Source organism: Ancylomarina euxina (assembly GCF_003863355.1).
Classification (GTDB): domain Bacteria; phylum Bacteroidota; class Bacteroidia; order Bacteroidales; family Marinifilaceae; genus Ancylomarina; species Ancylomarina euxinus.
Window position 1 is genome coordinate 300,677 of the sequence record NZ_QQWG01000003.1, and the last position, 18,880, is coordinate 319,556.

Here is an 18,880-nt window from a genome sequence, read left to right on the forward strand (position 1 = left end):
AAAACCTTACTCCTGATTAACAGTATAATCTAAGATACTGTTTATTCTTTATTTAGCAATAATAATACGATAGAGTTAAATGGCTTTTTTTATGATTGTAAGGTTTTGATTCTTACTGCTTTAAGTGTAGTTTGTTTGGTTGAAAGGAATGAGTGTAAATATCTCAATACGCAATCGGAAACTCATATGACGTAGTTATAAAACCAAAGCCCTGAACCATTAATTCTAGATTGTTTTACACATAGATGAAGTATACTTTTAGATGTTTAAAATCAATAAAAGTCGCGCTATGTTAGAACATCTAAAGAAAGAGACGCTAAAAAAATTTGGTCAGGAACTATCTTATAATAAGGATTGTGAAGCTCTAGCAGAAATTGTTTGTGATGCCACAGGCGGTAGAATTAGTGCTACTACGGTACGTCGACTTTATGGTTTTTTAAAATCACCTTCAGCTCCATCTAAATTTACACTGGATTTATTAGCACACTATGTTGGTTATAAATCATGGAGCGATTTCCAATCCAATTATGTCTCTGAAGAAAAGGAAGGAGACATTAAGCCTTCTAATTGGCAAGCATTTCGAGAAAGAGCATTTGAGTTGAGTAATGATGCCTATAACTTAATTAAAGGGCAATCGGGTATTCCTTTCAAATCTGTTGCAACTAGGAAAATAGGAGAGGATAGAATAAGCAATTTTCTTCAATCTGATAAAATGGCTCTTAGTTTTGTTGCACCAGGTGGAGCTGGTAAATCAACAATGTTGGCTAAGTGGTATGAGCGAGTAAGTCAAGATACGTCGAGTAAGGATGTTATCTTATTGTTTGACGCAACTTTCATGATTAATTGTTTGAATAGTGATTTTCTGCTTGAGCGCTGGCTCGAGGATCAATTGAATTCAAAATCAAAAACAGATTTGAAATATTTTCTCGATAGACCAAAAGCTTGTGAGGGGAAAGTTATCTTGATTTTAGATGCCTTAGATGAAGTTAGCTATGATAATACAAAATTGGAACGTTTGTTTTTGCAATTAAATCAATTTATTGCAAATCGTAAGGACTCCAAGAATATGAAGTTGATTCTAACATCGAGAACTTCAACATGGGAAAAATTTGCCATCCCTTTTATTCAAAAAGAAAATAGTCTTTTAGAAGCTTGGTATGAAATTGACTTAGATCTTAATCAAGTTGATAAAAGAAACTTTCCTCCTCTTAATGGTTTTGAGATTCAGCATGTATTTGATGAAACCATCAATCAACAATTCTTTTATGAATTGAAAGTTGAAAATCTGGATTATTATCAGCGAAATACAATTTCAAATCCATTTTTCCTTGAATTGTTTGTAAAGACATATGCTCCCAATAGAACGAGTAATATTACAGATGGTTTTAAGTTGATTAATGAATTTTTAAAGAATAAGATTTATTATTCTCGTTATTCTGAAGAGAAAATTGAGATACTAAAGGGGATCTTGAAGATTCAGAAGTATGGTAGAGATTCTCATTCAGTTAAAAAGATGAACCTGAAGTCGATGTTTCCTATACATCTTAAAACAGCAGGAAATTATTATTATGCATATGAAGAAATGTTAAGTTATGGCTTAATATCTGAATATGTTTCGGTTAACGAATACAATGGTTATTGCAAGTTCGTGAAAATTTATAGTGAACAACTTTTTGAAGTTTTATTGGTTAAGGAACTAATTGAGTTTAATCAAGGGATTAACTTCGAATTGTTTAAACAAATAGAAACCGATTATCAGGAATTTGAGCTTAAGGATAGGTTAATTGCACAGTTATTTTGTATTGCAGTCAATACGGATAATTATCAAGCATTATCTAGATTTTTTGAGCTAAGCGAAGATACATTAACAAGTAGTGCTGTAACTGATATCTTGACTACTGTTATTACAAATATGGATGACAAAAAGATTGATCTAATTAAGACATATGCTTTAGGAACTCGTTCTGTTGAATTCATGTTTGCCTTATCTGGTAATTTAAATCGTTTAACAGGTGATTTTAGTAAGGTTGTTGAAATAATATCAGAGACTAATGAAGATAGGACTATAAGAATTAAGTCTTTAAGCTTATTGCTTATGACTTCATTGATGTCCTTAGAACAAGACTTGTCGGACAAATATTATAAATTATTATTAGAGACTGAACCTAACTCTAGTTGTACTGCCTATTCAATTGCTTTGCGTTTTACCAGTATTTTATTTTATAATCACATTTCATGTAAAAGTAATGATCTGGAATTGCTTCGAGTTTTTTATTATCGTCAAATGGCATATTGCCAGGTTGGTGATACATACGAAAGCTGGAGTGGTGAGTTCGAAGTTTTAGTTTGTAATGCTTTATTTTATATGCAATCGTATCACAAAGTTATTCAGTTGATTGAAGACGCTGAATTATTTTACGATCAATTGAATGTTAAAGCTCATTTTTCAAACCATAAATTATTAAGAGCCTATAAACTAATTGCCCAATTTAAGTTGGGAATGAAATTAACAGCTAGTCAACTTCAAGAGTTAGAATTTTGTAATGATAGTTTAATTAGCTCTAAAGCTTATCCTTTACAGATTTTCTTTAAGAGTGCATTAGCAGAAGTTTACTTTGAAGAAGGAAATAGAGATCTTCAAGAAAGACATTCTAATAGAGCTTTTGCAATAAGTGAGTTTGCTCGTTATGATTTCTGTAAGGTTGGCTTACTGACCAAAATGGCTAAATACTACAATGCTTGGGGGGAACAAACAAAAGAGAACTTGTGCATAATAGAACGTGATCAAATTTTAAAACAAAAAAATGCTGAAGTATTGGTTAAGATTCTTAACAACTAAAGCTTTTTTATAATCCTATTTAAATTAGGAATGAGTCATTCCCAATCTGTCCTGTGAATCTGATGTGATTCGCAGGATTTTTTGTTTCAATCTCCTTATTTTGTTGTGTTTGTATGTGGCGCTGGACACTTTTATTGCTAAATGGGCGTTTATTATTTAGGAGCTTATGAATTAAAGTCTTTATCCAATTTTGGAACTTTGCAAATACTGGCAATATTTCTTTATTTTTGCTTCTATAATGAAGTATTAAATACTAATATAACTGTCAATCCAGTAAATATATTACAACCAAATCAGATTTGATAAATGAAAGCTGTCATTTTTAAATATAAGTACATTATCTTTTTATCGCTCATCTTTGTTTTTTTATCGGGTAATACTTTTGCTCAAGAAAAACATACAGTAAAGGGGACTGTAAGTATTAATGGAGGAGATCTCAATGATGTAAAGATCACTTTATACAAGGATTCTCAACAAGAAAGTGTGAGGGATATTTCGAATAATGGGAAGTTCTCATATCAATTGGATTTTGGTTACGATTACATTTTTGAGTTTTCGAAACAGGATTTTGTAACAAAACGAGTGAGGGTTTCAACTTATGTTCCTCAAGTTGTTTTGGAAAGAGATAGCCGTTTCCCTCCATCAAAGTTTTCAATAGAGTTATTCAGGTTTTTCCCTGGTATTGATTTATCTATTTTTGATCAACCTATAGGTGTAATCATGTATAATAATGAGACCGATTTGATTGAAATAGATTTGTCATTTCAAACAGGAATTGAGGCTGAACTTAAACGTATTGAGAAAGAAACCAGATTGAAACAAGAAGCTTATTTGGCTGAACTAGCACGAATAAATGCCGAGTATGGTGATGCGATTAAAAAAGGAGATACTGAGTTTCAGAAGAAAAATTATATCGATTCAAAATCTTTTTATACAGAAGCTTTGAATCTTAAATCTGAAGAAATTTATCCTAAAGATCAAATTTCTAAAATTGAGACTCTACTATTGAGTCAAAAAAGTAAGCTCGAGGCTCAGCGTCTTATAGATGAGAAGTATAATGCATTTATAGAGTTAGCTGATAAGGATTTTGTCGAAACTAATTATGAACCAGCAAAAGTCAATTATAAATCTGCTATTGGTGTTAAGCCGGGAGAGATATATCCGAAAGATCAGTTAGAGAAGATTAATAATATTGAACTGGAATTGAAGCTAAATGCAGAAAATGAGGCGAAGAGATTGGCTGCTGAAGAAGCCATGAAGGATAAATATGATGCTTTTATTACAGCTGCTGATGAGGCTTTCAAGTTAAATGAGTATGGGGCTGCTAAGTCGCAATACACTTCAGCACTTAATGTAAAGCCTGATGAAGTTTATCCTCAAAATCAGATTCAACTAATAAATGATAAATTAGATTATCAAAGACAGTTGACTGCTGCAAATGCAAAGTTTGTGGCTGAACAAAAAGCGCTAAAAGCTGAGTATAATAGAATTATTAAGCTTGCTGATGTCCAATTTAAAAAGAAAGATTATCCGGAAGCAATAATTTTATATGAAAAAGCGATTGAACTAGATTCTGAAGAATCTTATCCGAAATTGCAAATTCAGGTTATAAATGAGGCTATAACCAATGAAAAAGAACTAGCCGCGAATCAGCTTAAGCAAAAAGAAATAGATGATAAATATAACTTGTTTGTAGATTCTGGTGACAAGCAGTTAAAAGATGGAGAATATAGTCTGGCAAAGCAAAATTATATTGCAGCTCTGGCTTTAAAACCCAATGAGAGTCACCCAAAAGCTCAGCTCTTAAAAATTGAGAGTTTGATGGCTCAACAGGCAAAAATACTAGCAGAGAAAGATGCACGTGAAAAGAAATATGCAGACCTTATTTCTTTGGCCGATTCTCAAATGAATGTGGGTGATTTTGATAAGGCTCTAGGTAATTACGAACAAGCTTTGAATATTAAGCCAAACGCTGCTTATCTGGATAAGCAGGTTAAAAAAGCGAAGCAAGGTAAAGTTGATAAAAAACAAGAGCAAGAAGAGAAAGCTAAGCAAGAATTAGAATTACAAATTCAATCGCAGAAGTATAATGATTTAATTGCTAAAGGCGACACCAATTTGGCAGCTAAAAAGTATTTCGATTCTCGTGACAATTATAAAGATGCTCTGGAGATAAAGCCTGACGAAAAGTACCCAAAGGATCAACTTAATAAGTTGGAGGATCTGATGGCCAAGGAACTTCATCAAGAAACAGCAATTAAAGAATTTGAAATTAAATATCAGGCCTTTATAACAACTGGCGATTCGCACTTAAAGACCAATGAATACGAATTAGCCCGGAAAAGCTATAAAAGAGCTTCAGAGATGAAACCTGAAGAATCTTATCCAAAATTACAACTGAAAAAGCTTGACGGTTTAATTGCAGAAGCCAATAGAATTGAGGCAGAGTCGCAATTACTAAATGAGAAATATGAGGCCTTAATCGGGCAGGCAGATAGAGCATTTGAAGCTGAAGATTATAAATTGGCGATTACTAGCTATCAGTCAGCTTTGAGTTTGAAGGAAAAGGAGAATTATCCTATAGAGCAAATAAAGAAATCAGAACAGGCTTTGGTAAAGGTTGCTCAACTTGCTCAAGAAAAATTGAAAGAAGAGAAAGCAAATAGCTTGGCTAATGAGAAATACGCCAAAGCAATTACGTTGGCTGATGCTGCATTGACTAATGAGAATTATAAGAGTGCGAATTCAAATTATGAGCAAGCATTAGAATATAAAAAAGGTGATCAATATGCTACAGCTCAACTTTTGAAGATAAAGAGCTTGATTGCTGAAAAAGAAAGCAAAGCTAAAGCTGATGAGCTCTTATCGAAAAAGAAAGCCATTTTAGACAAGCAATTCAGACTGTTTGTAAGTGAGGGAGATAAGCTGTTTAAGAACGAGAAGTATGCTAATGCCCTGGAAAAATACGAAGCTGCTATTCAAATCATGCGAAATGATGAATATGCCTTAAAGCAGATCGATATTGTAAAGGAAAAATTGGTAGAAGAGAAACTGGGTGCAGAAAAACGTTTGACTCTCGAAATAGAGTATGACACTTATATCAGTTCTGCAGATAAATTATTTGCTGATAATAAACTGAAATCAGCTAAAGAGAAATATCAATTAGCACTCAAGCTTAAATTTAAGAGTTCTTACCCTAAGAATCAGATTGAAATAATTGATGAAACTCTGGCTAAGCAAGAAAAAATAGATAGAAAGAATAATAGGCTTGAAGAGGAATTTGAAGAATCACTCGCTAAAGCAGATTCTAATTTTAAAAAGAAATCATACACTTTGGCAAGAAACCATTATAAGGATGCACAAAAAATAAAACCTCATGATGCTTACGTCAAATCTCAGCTGAGTGAAATTAAGATGATTTTGGAGGCTAATATGCAATCAAAAGAAAATGATTTGTTAACACAGAATTCAAATGCCTTAAGTGATAATTTATTGAAGCTGAAAGAACAAGAATATAAGGCTTTTATTGTTAAAGGCGATGAGGCGATCAAGGATAAGTATTTAGGAAAAGCAAAAGCCTACTATGTAAAGGCTTTAGGTGTGTTTGATCGAGATTATCCAAGAGAGAAGCTGGTGGAAATTGAAGAGTTAAGATCTGCTTTTAGATCTGAGAAGGATCGTTTGGAATATGAGAAATTAATGAGATTTGGCGAAAAGGAGTATGAGAGAGCAAATTATTCTGTGTCTCGACATTATTTGAAAAAGGCTCTATATTTGGCAGCAGATAGAAGTGTTGTTGAAGAAAAATTGGATGAAATTGAACAAGCAATTACAGCAGATAAGCAAAAAGCTCTAGACCTTGAATTTGATGAGTTTGTAAAGAAAGGAAATACAGCTTTTAAATCGGGTAACTTATCGGTAGCTAAATTTTATTTCACCAAAGCTTTAAAAATAAAGCCTAAGGATTCGCAGTTGAAAGAGAATATGGAAAATATTAAAAACTCACTGAAATAAATTAAAATATATGGCATTAAACTATATCTGGGTTTTCTTTTTCGTACTGGCTTTTGTTGTCGGTTTAATCAAGTTGATTTTCTTTGGAGATATGGAAGTTTTTCCAGCTATGATTAATTCAACTTTCGATATGGCCAAAACTGGTTTTGATATCTCACTGGGTTTAACTGGCGTACTAACACTATGGTTGGGTATCATGAAAATTGGAGAACGGGGAGGAATTATTAGAGTTTTCTCTCGTTTGATTGGTCCATTTTTTAATCGCTTATTCCCAGAATTACCTAACGATCATCCAGCTCATGGTTCGATCATGATGAATTTAGCAGCTAATATGTTAGGTCTGGATAATGCGGCCACACCCATGGGTTTAAAGGCCATGACTCAGATGCAAGAGGTGAATCCAGTTAAAGATCGTGCTTCGAATGCGCAGATTATGTTCCTGGTTTTGAATACTTCGGGCTTGACTATTATCCCAATATCCATTATGGTTTACCGAGCTCAATTGGGAGCTGTGAATCCTTCAGATATATTTATACCAATATTATTGGCAACTTATTTTTCTACCATTACTGGATTAATTGCCGTCTCGGTAATGCAGAAGATAAAGCTGTGGGATAAAGTTGTATTGTTTTATTTGGGTGGTATGACTGCTTTTATTATTGCAGTCATCGTGTACTTTTCTAGTATCGAAAAAGAACAAATTGCTTTAATCTCTAGAGTTGTAAGTAATGTTTTTCTCTTCTCTGTAATTGTGGCCTTTATTTTACTGGCTTTCATTCGTAAAGTTAATGTTTATGAAAGCTTTATCGAAGGGGCTAAAGATGGTTTTAATATTGCCGTAAAGATTATTCCTTACCTCATAGCCATATTGGTCGCCATTGGTGTTTTTAGGGCTTCAGGAGCCATGGATATGTTTATTCAAGCTGTTGAGAAGCTTTGTATTATGCTGGGTGTTAATGGTGAATTTATTCCTGCTTTACCCACTGCCCTCATGAAACCTTTAAGCGGTTCTGGAGCGCGAGGTATGATGGTTGATGCCATGACTCAATATGGAGCTGATAGCTTCGTAGGACGTATGACTTCTGTTTTGCAAGGAGCTACTGATACAACCTTTTATATTATTGCGGTTTACTTTGGAGCTGTAGGTATCAAGAATACGCGATACGCTATTACATGTGGTTTAATTGCCGATTTGGCAGGAATTATAGCAGCAATAGGTATTTCTTATTTATTCTTTTATTAGTCTTCGGAAAAGAATACCTTTGCCTCTCAATTTTTATAAATGAAATTTACCCATAAGCTATGATTAATTTTAAAATCGATACGGAATATATTGAGCTAATAAAGCTGATAAAAGCATTGAGTATTAGTGAGAGTGGGGCGCAAGCTAAGATATTTGTAGAAGATGGCCAGGTTATTCGTAATGGTGAAGTTGAGTATCGTAAACGTGCTAAAATTCGACCAGGAGATAAAATTGAAATTTTCGATGAAGTGATTATTGTTGAATAATCAGTTTTGATTAAAATATAGCCTAAAAAAAAGTCCAGCATTGCTGGACTTTTCTTGTATATAGACTTTGTGTTTCTTTTAAAGTTTTGGATTAATCAATTGAAGTAGATGCTCATCTTTCCAGCCATCTTGACTTTTAATCCATTGTTTTTTCGTTCCAGTAATTTCGAAGTTCTTAGAACAAAATAAATCGATACTTGCTTGATTACATGTTGTTATATTGCAATAGACTTGATGTATCTGTAAGCTTTTAAAACAATACTTGATTAATGTTTCAAGTGCTTCACTTGCAAAACCTTTTTGGCGATGCATCTTATTGTGAAGAAGAACACCAATTCCAACTCTATTGTGAAAAGGATCGAAATCGAATAAATCGATTAAGCCAATTGCTTCATTTTTTTCTTTCAATTCAATAACCAACCTCAGCTGCTTACTTTCATAAATATCCTGATGTGAATTTTCCAGATATTGCTTTAATACAAATAGAGAAAAAGGCTTTTGGCAATGACTAATCTCCCAGATATCTGAATTATTCTCCCACTGATAAAGTAGTTTTAAATCCTCAGGTTCTAACGCTCTTAGGCGGATTGAATTGTTTTCTAAAATTTGCATATAATCGATTGAAAGACTATTGATTATTCAAGTTGAGAATTAGTTCTTATTATACCACTTAATAGTTCGTGTAAAGGCATCGTAATAACCTTTTTTGAAAGCAATATTTAGAAAGGTTTTCTCATCCTTCTTATCTTCAAAAGCTTCAAAAGTATATCTCGATAATCCATCTTTCCCCTTATTCATATTTAGCCTATCTGCTGGTAAATTATTGAAATAATTCAATGATTTAGGATGATTCAAAGCCATAATTTGAATGGTATACTTATTCGACTTTCTAGTGTTGTAATTCGCGAAAAGAACTTCCTCACCCCAATACGCTTTACGAACATAGGCATCCCAATAGCTCTTTTTCAGAACCTCACCCAGAGCCAATTGAGCTTCAGATTTTGTTGGGAAGATCTTATAAGTATATCTGTAAATGTTTTCAGAATCTCTATAAACATTAACACCTTTAAGATTCTTAAAGTAAGATACAGGTCTAACCTCCTTAAGTGACATCAACTGAATGGTATAAGCCGTGCTTGTCGAAAATTTCATTTCAGGATAAATTAGCTCACCATTGATAACTGTTCTGATAAACGAGTCCCAGTATCCAATACGAATTAATCTGTTTAACTCCTGATTGGCAGCTGTAAAAGATCTGAACTTCTTATAAGTATATCTACTGAAACCATCACTACTTTGGAATATCTTAACATTATCCAGATAGTTAAACATCTCAGGATCCATTGGGATTTGAAGAGCTAGAATCTGGATTGTGTAATAATTTGCTTCTTTTTCCAGTTCCTTAATAATTGTATTATGCTGGATCATACGAATTTTCACCTTCTTCAATCCTTTCTTTTCAAACAACTCTTTTGCTTTTACAGCATCTTTGTAATTCTCAAATCTTCCTTGGATATAGGATAAATTGTTTTCAGGATTCTTAACTTCTTCGATACCTGGTATCTCTTTAAGTTTTGCTAGAATGCTTGTGTCAGATGTATTTAGTTCAATCGTGAAAAACAGAGGTTCCAGCGAAGGTATAGAATCAATATTTTGTTTCTCTAACTTTACCTGAGCATTAGGCGTTTTAGCTACTGGAACTATAACAGGTATATCTTTTTTGATAATAACTTCAGGTTTAGTTTCTTTAATTTTTTTCTCTTCAACGGGTTCCTCAATTGGAGGAACTACTTTTAGAGGATCTTTAAGTTCAGGATCTTCTAGCTTATTATCAATTTCGGGCGTGATGGCTTCTTTTTCAAGACTAATTTTACTTGCTTCATAGTCGATAAGATCCATATCAGCAGGGTAGTCTTCCTCATCTTCACGATGAAGTGCAAGAGGTAAAAGTGTGATGACGCTATGGTTTTCCTTATTGGCGTATTCGGCTGGTACATTCATGACTGTACTCATAGGTCTATAGCCTTCGGCACGAATTTCCAAATTGTATTGCTTCCCAGCATCTATAATAAATAGAAATTTGCCTGATGCGGTATTAGGACGATATAAACCAATGGTTTTATTATCAAGACTTAGTTTGATTCTAGCATTTCCTACAGGTTCACCTTTAGTATTGATCAGTTTTCCCTTAAGTACAAATAAACCGGTATTATCAGCGTCGGGAGTTTGAATTCTAAAAATATCAGCTCTTCCATAAGAACCTTTTCTATATGAAGCCATATAGGCTCTTTTTCCATCAGGAGTAGGTGTATAGTAAATATCCTCTTTAGTTGAGTTTATCGGAAACCCAACATTTACAGGTTTCGTCCAGCGCCCATTTTCAAATGTAGATTTGAATACATCGAAGCCACCCATAGTTTTATGCCCCTTTGAACTAAAGTATAGATTTATTCCATCGTGATGGATAAAAGGAGCTTCGTCATCGTAAATGGTATTGATATTTGGACCAAGGTTTTGTGCGGGTCCCCATTTCCCATTAGGAAGCTTTTTAACGCTATAGATATCCATCTTTCCATAACCACCTGGGCGATCACTAGAGAAATAGATGGTTCTTCCATCAGATGAAATTGAAATATGACTTTCCTTGCTAGGAGAGTTGATATCAGAATGTAATTTCTGTGGCCTTGTCCAATTTTCACCATTCAGTTTACTCACATAAATATCTCCACCATTCGATTCATTATTGTTGTAATAACCAGCCTTGTAGACGTATATTTCTTGTCCGTCAGCTGAAATGGATATTGAAGCATCGTGATCTTTAGTATTCAGAATACTAATGCCTTTAGGTTCTGACCAAACACCATTAACCTGTTGAGAGATATAAATGTCTTCGAAGAATTGTCCATCCTTATCAACTTTGCTCCCTGTACCATTACGCCTTGATGTGAAAACCATGGTTGTTTCGTCAGCAGTGACACCTGGACTATGTTCGGCATATTCAGTATTAATTGAGTTCCCTAAGTTTTCAACTGTTATATTGACAGGATTTTCAGTTAGTTGAATGGCATTTCTGCAAATTTCAATTTCACGTTCAATTTCAGTAATATACTCCACGTCTCCTCGAGGAACCAGGTTTAGAAGATTGTTGTAGGTTCTAATCGCCTTGCTAAATTGGTAATTGATATGATAAGATTTACCCAAATTATAATAGTAGGCAAGCGGAATGTTGTTTTTAGATTTGGTATATCGAATTGCTTTTTCAAGGTATTCAGTTGATTTTTCCTTTTCAGATTCAAGATTAAAATAGCAAACACCCAACATATTATTGAGATCAGCATTTTTTCTATCAAGCAGTAATAAGTCGTATAAAACAGGTGCAGCTTCGCCGTAGTTTTTGTTGGCAAAATACATGGTTGCCATTTTTGTTTTTTTACGTTTACTTGTTTTGTCAGTGGTAGAGAGTGAATTACTAGCGAAACTAGTATTGACACCAATTGCTATAATTATAAAGAACAAAAAGGTTCTTAAAAGTTGAGTGGATGTTTTTTTGTGAATTCCAGAATTCAACTTTAGCATATGTTTAAATATTATAGACAATGAGTTATCATATAAAATGAGAGAATGGTATTTTATTTAATGAATCAAAGACTAGCAACAGGCTTGAGGATTTCGAAGGCTATTTGGAACAAACCCTTTAAAACTCTCAGAACTTCAATAGTCTAATTTTATTAAATAAAAGACGTACATACGTTGTGACATCTCATATTGCCACTGAACAATGCAAGATATAAAAAACTTTGATTTTTTTGCATAAAAAAAACGCAGAAATCAAGATCTGCGTTTTCTTTTAATAGGTGTTTTTATGTTCTGTGTAAGACTTTTAGATCTCTAATAAATTATTAAAGTAATTGAGTCGTATCAAAATTCTCAAGATTTTCAGCTACTCTTTTCAAAAACATGCCACCAAGACCTCCATCTACGACACGATGATCGTATGATAATGAAAGAACCATGATGTGTCTAATTCCGATTGTATCACCTAGAGGCGTTTCAATAACAGCTGGCTTCTTTTTGATTGCACCAACTGCTAAAATTGCAACTTCAGGTTGATTGATGATTGGTGTACCCGTCGTACTTCCGAATGCTCCTAGATTTGTGATTGTGAAAGTACTTCCTTGAATATCATCTGGTTTTAATTGGTTCATTCGAGCTCGGTTTGCAAGATCGTTGACCGATTTACTTAAACCAATTAGGTTCTTCTCGTTAGCATCTTTTATTACAGGAACAATTAAGTTACCATTAGGCAAAGCTGTAGCCATCCCAATGTTAACAAAATTCTTACGAATGATTCTATCCCCATCAACCGAAACATTAATTAGGGGATAGTCTTGAATAGCCTTAGTAACGGCTTCAACAAAGATTGGTGTGTAAGTTAATTTCTGATTATGCTTTTTTAAGAAATTATTTTTCACCTTATCTCTCCATTGTACAATTGGAGTCACATCAACATCAATAAAAGAAGTCACGTGAGCTGAGACTTGAAGAGAATTGGTCATATGATTAGAAATCAATTTCCTCATTCGATCCATTTCGATAATTTCAACGTTTTGTCCTGTGTAAGAGTTGTGAGCAGGAGGACTTATTTGTGGAGCAGGAGTTGATGAAACAACTGCAGGTTCTATTACTTTTGTCGTCTTGCGGTCTTCGATATATTGTAGAATATCCTTCTTCGTAATTCGATTCGATTCACCAGAACCAACAAGAGTGTTCAGTTCTTCATTTGTGATATTTTCAGACTTAGCAATTGTGCGAACAAGTGGTGAAATGAAATTGCCATTTTCCGTTTTGGTTTTCATAGCATCACTCTTTTCAGGGGCCTCAGTTATAAGTGTAAATTGAGGTTCTTTCCTTTCAATAGGAGCTTCTTCTTTTTTTTGAGATGCATCTGCATCGTCAATGTTTTCGCCATCAGTTGTAACTATCGCAACGAGATCACCAACTTTAGGAACATCGCCTTCTTCAAATAAAATTTTTGCAATAATACCACTTATAGGTGCAGGAATTTCAGAGTCAACTTTATCAGTTGCAATTTCCATAATCGAATCTTCCTCTTCAACAGAATCGCCTTCTTTCTTTAGTAGCTTTGTAATTGTTGCTTCAATGATACCTTCACCCATTGCTGGAAGAAAGATTTCGTATTTTGCCATATTGATTTTGTTTAGTGTTTGCTTATTTAGTCTAAATAGAATACAAATTTAATTAAAAAAGAGTAAAAGACAAGTATGTCTTATTAGTAAAATCGATCACCTTTTTTTAATGTCTAATTAGTTTTCTCTATATCATAAAAATCTGATTACTTCCTTGAAGATAAGCTTTATGTTTTGGATATCCTTAAGCTCGAAGAATCAAGAAATTGACATTTATAAACTTTTATCAAAGGGCACTCTGTTTAGAAGAGAACGTCCTAGTGTGATCTCATCGGTATATTCCAACTCATCGCCAATAGAAACACCACGAGCAATAGTTGTTATAGGAACTTGATGGGGTTTTAATTTCTTGTAAAGATAGAAGTTTGTTGTATCCCCTTCCATTGTTGTGCTAAGAGCTAAGATGATTTCGGTTAAATCTTCTGCTTGAGCTTTCTCAATCAGCGGTTGTATACGTAAATCACTAGGTCCAATCCCATCCATTGGAGAAATAATACCACCTAAAACATGGTAGATACCATTGTATTGTTGCGTTCTTTCAATCGACATGACATCCCGTATACTTTCAACCACACAAATGGTGGTGTTATCTCGCTTAGGACTGGCACAAATGTCGCAAATATCGTTATCCGAGATATTGAAACAAGATTTACAATGCTTAACTTCTTCGCGCAGCTGTATAATGGTATTCCCAAACTTTCGAACTTCGTCCTTATTTTGGTTAAGAAGATGCAAAACCAATCGAAGCGCAGTTTTCCTTCCTATTCCCGGTAGTTTTGAGAATTCAGAAACGGCATTTTCTAATAGTTTGGATGGGAAGTTATCGTAATTCATGTTTGAGTATCTAGTCGAAGTATTCAAAAGGATTAGTTCGTATTCTTAGCCCAAATGTAAGTATTTTTCGCATTATTTTATCGGAGACTTATTTATGAAATAAGCTGATGGGGTTATGATGATAATAATTTCTATTTTTGAAACTTACTTTTAAAAGATCTCTATGTCTCCAGTAAATATCATATTTGTAGTTGTTGCTTATTTTTCACTTCTACTCTGTATTTCATACTTCACAAGTCGAAAAGCCGATAATAAAGCCTTTTTTTTGGGAAACAAACAGTCTCCTTGGTATGTGGTGGCTTTTGGTATGATTGGAGCTTCACTTTCTGGAGTAACCTTTATTTCTGTTCCGGGTTGGGTTAAGTCTACCGAATTCTCCTACATGCAGATGGTTTTGGGGTATATGCTAGGTTATATTGTTGTAGCTAATATTCTACTTCCCTTATATTATCAATTGAACTTGACATCGATTTATACCTATTTGAAAGGTCGATTCGGTATTGTTTCCTATAAAACGGGTGCTTCATTATTTTTACTTTCTAGAACAATTGGTGCTTCATTTCGTTTGTTTCTGATGGCAAATGTGCTTCAAATAACGGTGTTTGAAGCCTGGGGTGTCCCTTTTGCACTTACAGTTTTGATCACAATATTGTTGATATGGCTTTATACCTTCAAAGGAGGTATCAAGACGATTATTTGGACGGATAGTTTGCAAACCTTATTTATGTTGCTTTCAGTTGGGATTAGTATTTATCTGATTATGGATAAGCTCGATTTGAACCTATCAAGTGCTATGACTGCTATAAGTGATAGTGATTATGGGAAGGTATTTGAGTTTAAGGATTGGGGCAGTAAGCAGCACTTTCTCAAACAATTTTTCACAGGAGCTTTTATCACTATAGTGATGACGGGTCTTGACCAGGATATGATGCAAAAGAACTTAAGTTGTAAGAATTTGGGTGAGGCTAAGAAAAATATGTATTGGTATGGCTTTGCTTTTATCCCAGCCAACCTTCTGTTTCTGATGCTTGGGGTTTTGCTCTTAATGTTTGCGCAGCATCAGGGTATTGCTATTCCTGAACGTGGCGACGACTTGTTTCCTATCCTAGCCACTCAGCATCTTGGCCCGGTTGTGGGACTTTTCTTTCTTATTGGTTTGATGGCTTCAGCTTATTCTAGCGCGGATTCTGCTCTTACCTCACTTACAACATCTTTCACGGTTGATATACTGAATGCTGATGAGAATGATGAAGTAAGAACTAAAAAACTACGTTTTCGTTCGCATCTATTATTCTCACTTATCCTGCTTGACGTTATTCTTATCTTCCGAGCTATAAACGACGATTCGGTTATTTCAGCCATATTCACCGTTGCTGGATATACCTATGGACCTTTGTTGGGTTTGTATGCTTTTGGTTTATTCACAACTATTCAAGTTAAAGATAAATGGGTACCATTAGTGACTATCGTAGCACCAGTTTTGTGTTATATATTCGCTCAGAACTCAGTGGATTGGTTTGGATTCAAATTAGGTTTTGAACTACTGATGCTTAACGGGCTTTTAACTTTTATTGGTTTGCTAGTAATCAGGAGGAATAAGGTTGAAGGATAAAGGATAAAGGATAAAGGATAAAGGATAAAGGATAAAGGATAAAGGATAAAGGCGCGATGTTTTATGTTTTTTTTATTTTCCACATCACCACATCACCACATCACCACATCACCACATCACCACATCACTGCATCAATTCATCCATTTAGGAAGTTTCTTTGATTTAGGTTTGCGTCCATAAAAGAAATCATCTAAGGGTGCGGCTATTTGTCTAAAAAGAGGCGAGTATTTAATTCCAAATCGAATGGCATTGTGAAGTAAATTATCAGGATGTGAGTAGGGACAAGTTGCCATACAACGTCCACAGTCTGTTCCGGCTTTGCACCAATAGGTAAAACAGGATTCTGAATTAATTTGCCATCTTTTAACGCCATCAACCTTTTTAGGATTGTCTGATGAAATGGATTTACTAGGGCAGACTTCGGCACATTTTTTACAGCGCAAGCAGAAATCTAGCATATAGTTCAACTTCTTCCGATCTTTAGTTGTTAATGGGAATTCGGTTGTGATAACGCCTAAGCGAACTCTGGGACCTTGTTTGGGTGTCATTAATAATCCCATTCGTCCAATTTCTCCTAAACCAGCATCACGGGCAACTAAGGGGCAAATAACTTGATAATTTCCATCGATATGTGCACGGGCTGAGTAACCTAAGTGATGTAGGAATTCAGCTATTTGAATGGCTATTCGTCCCGAATCGAGATACTGTTGTGCCGATTCCATCACAATAGACGATTTTGGGGCTGCTTTCACCATTTCTTCAGTCATCTCTACTGTAAAAGCGATGGCATGGCTGTGCGTGTTTTGAATTTCATTTCCATATTCGTCTCCACGTCCCTTGTGGGAATACAAATGGTAATCCTTAAGTTCACAGAATCCAATGTCTAATGCACCTAGTTTCTTACCCCAGGCTTTTAGGAAAGGACTCATTTTTTTTGGATCAGTTTCTTTACGATTTGAATTAACCTGACCATCAACAGCTTTCTTAAATTGTCCAACTGCAAAAAAGCTGGCATGTGCCGCTGCAAAAGCAAATGTGTGATTGAATAGTGATTTATCAGAACATAGTCCTGCTTCCTTTCTGAATATATTGTCGAGTTCTTCTTTCTCAGGGTATTTAGTGTAATAGTTCTTATAATTTTCGCTTCCTACAATTAATTCATTTCGTGAAAACATCACGTTTCTTTCATCAATCTTAGTCAAAGGGGTTTCGTCACAAATTGTTTGTGGTGTTTTAAAAGGATAAATAAACAAGAGTCCTGTAATTATTAAATCAGCAAATAGAACTAATGCCAAGATGTTGTAGTTATAATACCAAGCGATGAAATAAGGTATAGGAAGTAGCAAACCGATAATAAGGGCTCTGAATGCTGCTCTTTTCTCATTTTCTATATAAAAGATATACGTGCTGTATAGAAAGATGACTATAAAAGCCAATGAACTAATCAAGCAAAATAGTGTTGAAAGATTGAAAAGCGTATCCATTTATGATGAGGGGTAATGGTGTTATTTTATTTATAATACGTTGTCAAGATAGGTAAATTAGGCTTTTGGATTGTTTTGATATCGAGTTTAGAATGAATCAAAGAAAGCCTCATTTTAAGTGAGGCTTTCTTTGTATATAGATATTTTAATTCTAAAATTGATAAACGAATGCATTGATACTCATACCTGCACCCACTGATGCAAATACCACATGATCACCTTTTGTGAAATGGTGACCTTCGAGTTCTCCTTTGGTAATCATATCGTACAAAATAGGGACGGTTGCCACCGAATTATTCCCCATTTTTTTGATGATCATTGGCATAATATCATCGGGGACTTGTCTTTCGCCATATAGTCGAAATAGACGCTTAGCAATAGCTTCGTCCATTTTTTCATTGGCTTGATGAATCAGAACTTTCTTGATATCTTTTAATCCCAATCCTGCTTTTTCTATACATTCTTTTACCAGTTGTGGAACGTTTGAAATCACATATTCATAGATTTTATGCCCATGCATTTTGATATAGAAATCACGATCTCTATTTTGGAAATCAGGGTTATGTGATGCACCTGACCATAAGAAATAGGCTTCGTTTAAAGTATCAGTACGAACAGAATGGGCGATAATTCCTGTTTCATTCTCGCTTTCAACAGCTTCGAGAATTGTCGCACCAGCTCCATCAGAATAAATCATACTATCTCTATCATGCGGGTCGCATACTCTAGAGAGTGTTTCAGAACCAATAATCATTACTCTTTTTGCATCGCCTGATTTGATAAAATAGTTAGCCTGAATCATTGCTTGGACCCAACCAGGACATCCAAAAAGAATGTCGTAAGCGACAGTTTTAGGGTTTTCTATTTTGAGTAAATGCTTGACGCGAGCCGCTAAACTCGGCATCAATTGAGGTGCAACAGTATTGGCTGAAACGTCACCAAAATTATGAGCGACTAAAATATAATCCAGGCTTTCTTTATCGATTCCTGAAGATTCGAGAGCTCTGCTTGCAGCAATAAATGCTAAATCTGAAGCTTTCTGATCTTCGCGAGCATAGCGTCTTTCCTGAATACCTGTGATATTGTAGAATTTTTCAAGAACTTCAGGCGTCGTTTCACCATTGTGACTGCCATCAGTATTGTAAAATATATTTTTTAGGAAATCTTCATTTTTAACTTCAATTTCAGGAATATAGCTTCCTGATCCAACGATTTTTGAATATGTGCTCATCTTCAATTTTTTTTAAATAATAAAATAAAGTAGGGCGCATGAAAAAACTTTAAGGGAATTTTCCTTAAAGTCAGTTAGATGAGAGTATGAATCTACACTTGTTTTTAAGTGTATTCTGTTTTAGTAGTTGCGACTAAGTTAGAAATTTA

General features: G+C 34.5%; 11 protein-coding genes. 5 read left to right on the forward strand and 6 right to left on the reverse strand.

Annotated elements, in window-relative coordinates:
- Nucleotides 1-289 precede the first annotated feature (289 nt).
- From DWB61_RS05025 to DWB61_RS05040, 4 genes are all read left to right on the forward strand, one after another.
- Complete coding sequence (locus tag DWB61_RS05025) at nt 290-2,839, forward strand: NACHT domain-containing protein (protein ID WP_125029794.1); 2,550 nt, start codon at nt 290-292, stop codon at nt 2,837-2,839.
- Nucleotides 2,840-3,145: 306 nt separating this feature from the next.
- Nucleotides 3,146-6,853, forward strand: a complete 3,708-nt coding sequence (locus DWB61_RS05030; RefSeq protein WP_125029795.1) for a tetratricopeptide repeat protein — start codon at nt 3,146-3,148, stop codon at nt 6,851-6,853.
- A gap of 10 nt (nt 6,854-6,863) precedes the next feature.
- A complete protein-coding gene (locus DWB61_RS05035; RefSeq protein WP_125029796.1) occupies nt 6,864-8,096 on the forward strand; it encodes a nucleoside recognition domain-containing protein in 1,233 nt (410 codons plus the stop codon).
- 59 nt (nt 8,097-8,155) lie between these two features.
- Nucleotides 8,156-8,362 (forward strand): RNA-binding S4 domain-containing protein, encoded by a 207-nt coding sequence (locus tag DWB61_RS05040; protein WP_156190182.1) that lies wholly within the window; start codon nt 8,156-8,158, stop codon nt 8,360-8,362.
- 78 nt (nt 8,363-8,440) lie between these two features.
- On the opposite strand, the gene DWB61_RS05045 is transcribed toward DWB61_RS05040, so the two are convergent.
- The 4 genes from DWB61_RS05045 to recR form a co-directional block, all read right to left on the reverse strand.
- On the reverse strand, nt 8,441-8,974 hold the full coding sequence (locus DWB61_RS05045; protein ID WP_125029797.1) for a GNAT family N-acetyltransferase: 534 nt from the start codon (nt 8,972-8,974) through the stop codon (nt 8,441-8,443).
- 39 nt (nt 8,975-9,013) lie between these two features.
- Entirely contained in the window at nt 9,014-11,938 is a 2,925-nt protein-coding gene (locus DWB61_RS05050; protein ID WP_125029798.1) for a PD40 domain-containing protein, read from the reverse strand.
- Between the two features lie 323 nt (nt 11,939-12,261).
- On the reverse strand, nt 12,262-13,569 hold the full coding sequence (locus tag DWB61_RS05055; RefSeq protein ID WP_125029799.1) for a dihydrolipoamide acetyltransferase family protein: 1,308 nt from the start codon (nt 13,567-13,569) through the stop codon (nt 12,262-12,264).
- Between the two features lie 213 nt (nt 13,570-13,782).
- A complete protein-coding gene (gene recR / locus DWB61_RS05060) occupies nt 13,783-14,403 on the reverse strand; it encodes a recombination mediator RecR (RefSeq protein ID WP_125029800.1) in 621 nt (206 codons plus the stop codon).
- A gap of 163 nt (nt 14,404-14,566) precedes the next feature.
- On the opposite strand from recR, the gene DWB61_RS05065 reads away from it, so the two are divergent.
- Entirely contained in the window at nt 14,567-16,015 is a 1,449-nt protein-coding gene (locus DWB61_RS05065) for a sodium:solute symporter (RefSeq protein WP_125029801.1), read from the forward strand.
- A gap of 132 nt (nt 16,016-16,147) precedes the next feature.
- On the opposite strand, the gene DWB61_RS05070 is transcribed toward DWB61_RS05065, so the two are convergent.
- Nucleotides 16,148-17,464 carry a 4Fe-4S dicluster domain-containing protein gene (locus tag DWB61_RS05070; protein WP_158614371.1) on the reverse strand — a complete coding sequence of 439 codons (1,317 nt, stop codon included), beginning with the start codon at nt 17,462-17,464 and terminating at the stop codon, nt 16,148-16,150.
- Nucleotides 17,465-17,651: 187 nt separating this feature from the next.
- Nucleotides 17,652-18,731: a 3-oxoacyl-ACP synthase III family protein gene (locus DWB61_RS05075; protein WP_125029803.1), complete on the reverse strand. Its 1,080-nt coding sequence runs from the start codon at nt 18,729-18,731 to the stop codon at nt 17,652-17,654.
- Between the last annotated feature and the right edge of the window lie 149 nt (nt 18,732-18,880).

Excerpts from the sequence above, each read along its gene's own strand:
- DWB61_RS05035 (WP_125029796.1), top strand. The coding sequence starts at position 6,864 with ATGGCATTAAACTATATCTGGGTTTTCTTTTTCGTACTGGCTTTTGTT.
- DWB61_RS05045 (WP_125029797.1), bottom strand. The coding sequence starts at position 8,974 with ATGCAAATTTTAGAAAACAATTCAATCCGCCTAAGAGCGTTAGAACCT.
- DWB61_RS05075 (WP_125029803.1), bottom strand. The coding sequence starts at position 18,731 with ATGAGCACATATTCAAAAATCGTTGGATCAGGAAGCTATATTCCTGAA.
- DWB61_RS05030 (WP_125029795.1), top strand. The coding sequence starts at position 3,146 with ATGAAAGCTGTCATTTTTAAATATAAGTACATTATCTTTTTATCGCTC.
- recR (WP_125029800.1), bottom strand. The coding sequence starts at position 14,403 with ATGAATTACGATAACTTCCCATCCAAACTATTAGAAAATGCCGTTTCT.
- DWB61_RS05055 (WP_125029799.1), bottom strand. The coding sequence starts at position 13,569 with ATGGCAAAATACGAAATCTTTCTTCCAGCAATGGGTGAAGGTATCATT.
- DWB61_RS05040 (WP_156190182.1), top strand. The coding sequence starts at position 8,156 with ATGATTAATTTTAAAATCGATACGGAATATATTGAGCTAATAAAGCTG.
- DWB61_RS05050 (WP_125029798.1), bottom strand. The coding sequence starts at position 11,938 with ATGCTAAAGTTGAATTCTGGAATTCACAAAAAAACATCCACTCAACTT.
- DWB61_RS05065 (WP_125029801.1), top strand. The coding sequence starts at position 14,567 with ATGTCTCCAGTAAATATCATATTTGTAGTTGTTGCTTATTTTTCACTT.
- DWB61_RS05025 (WP_125029794.1), top strand. The coding sequence starts at position 290 with ATGTTAGAACATCTAAAGAAAGAGACGCTAAAAAAATTTGGTCAGGAA.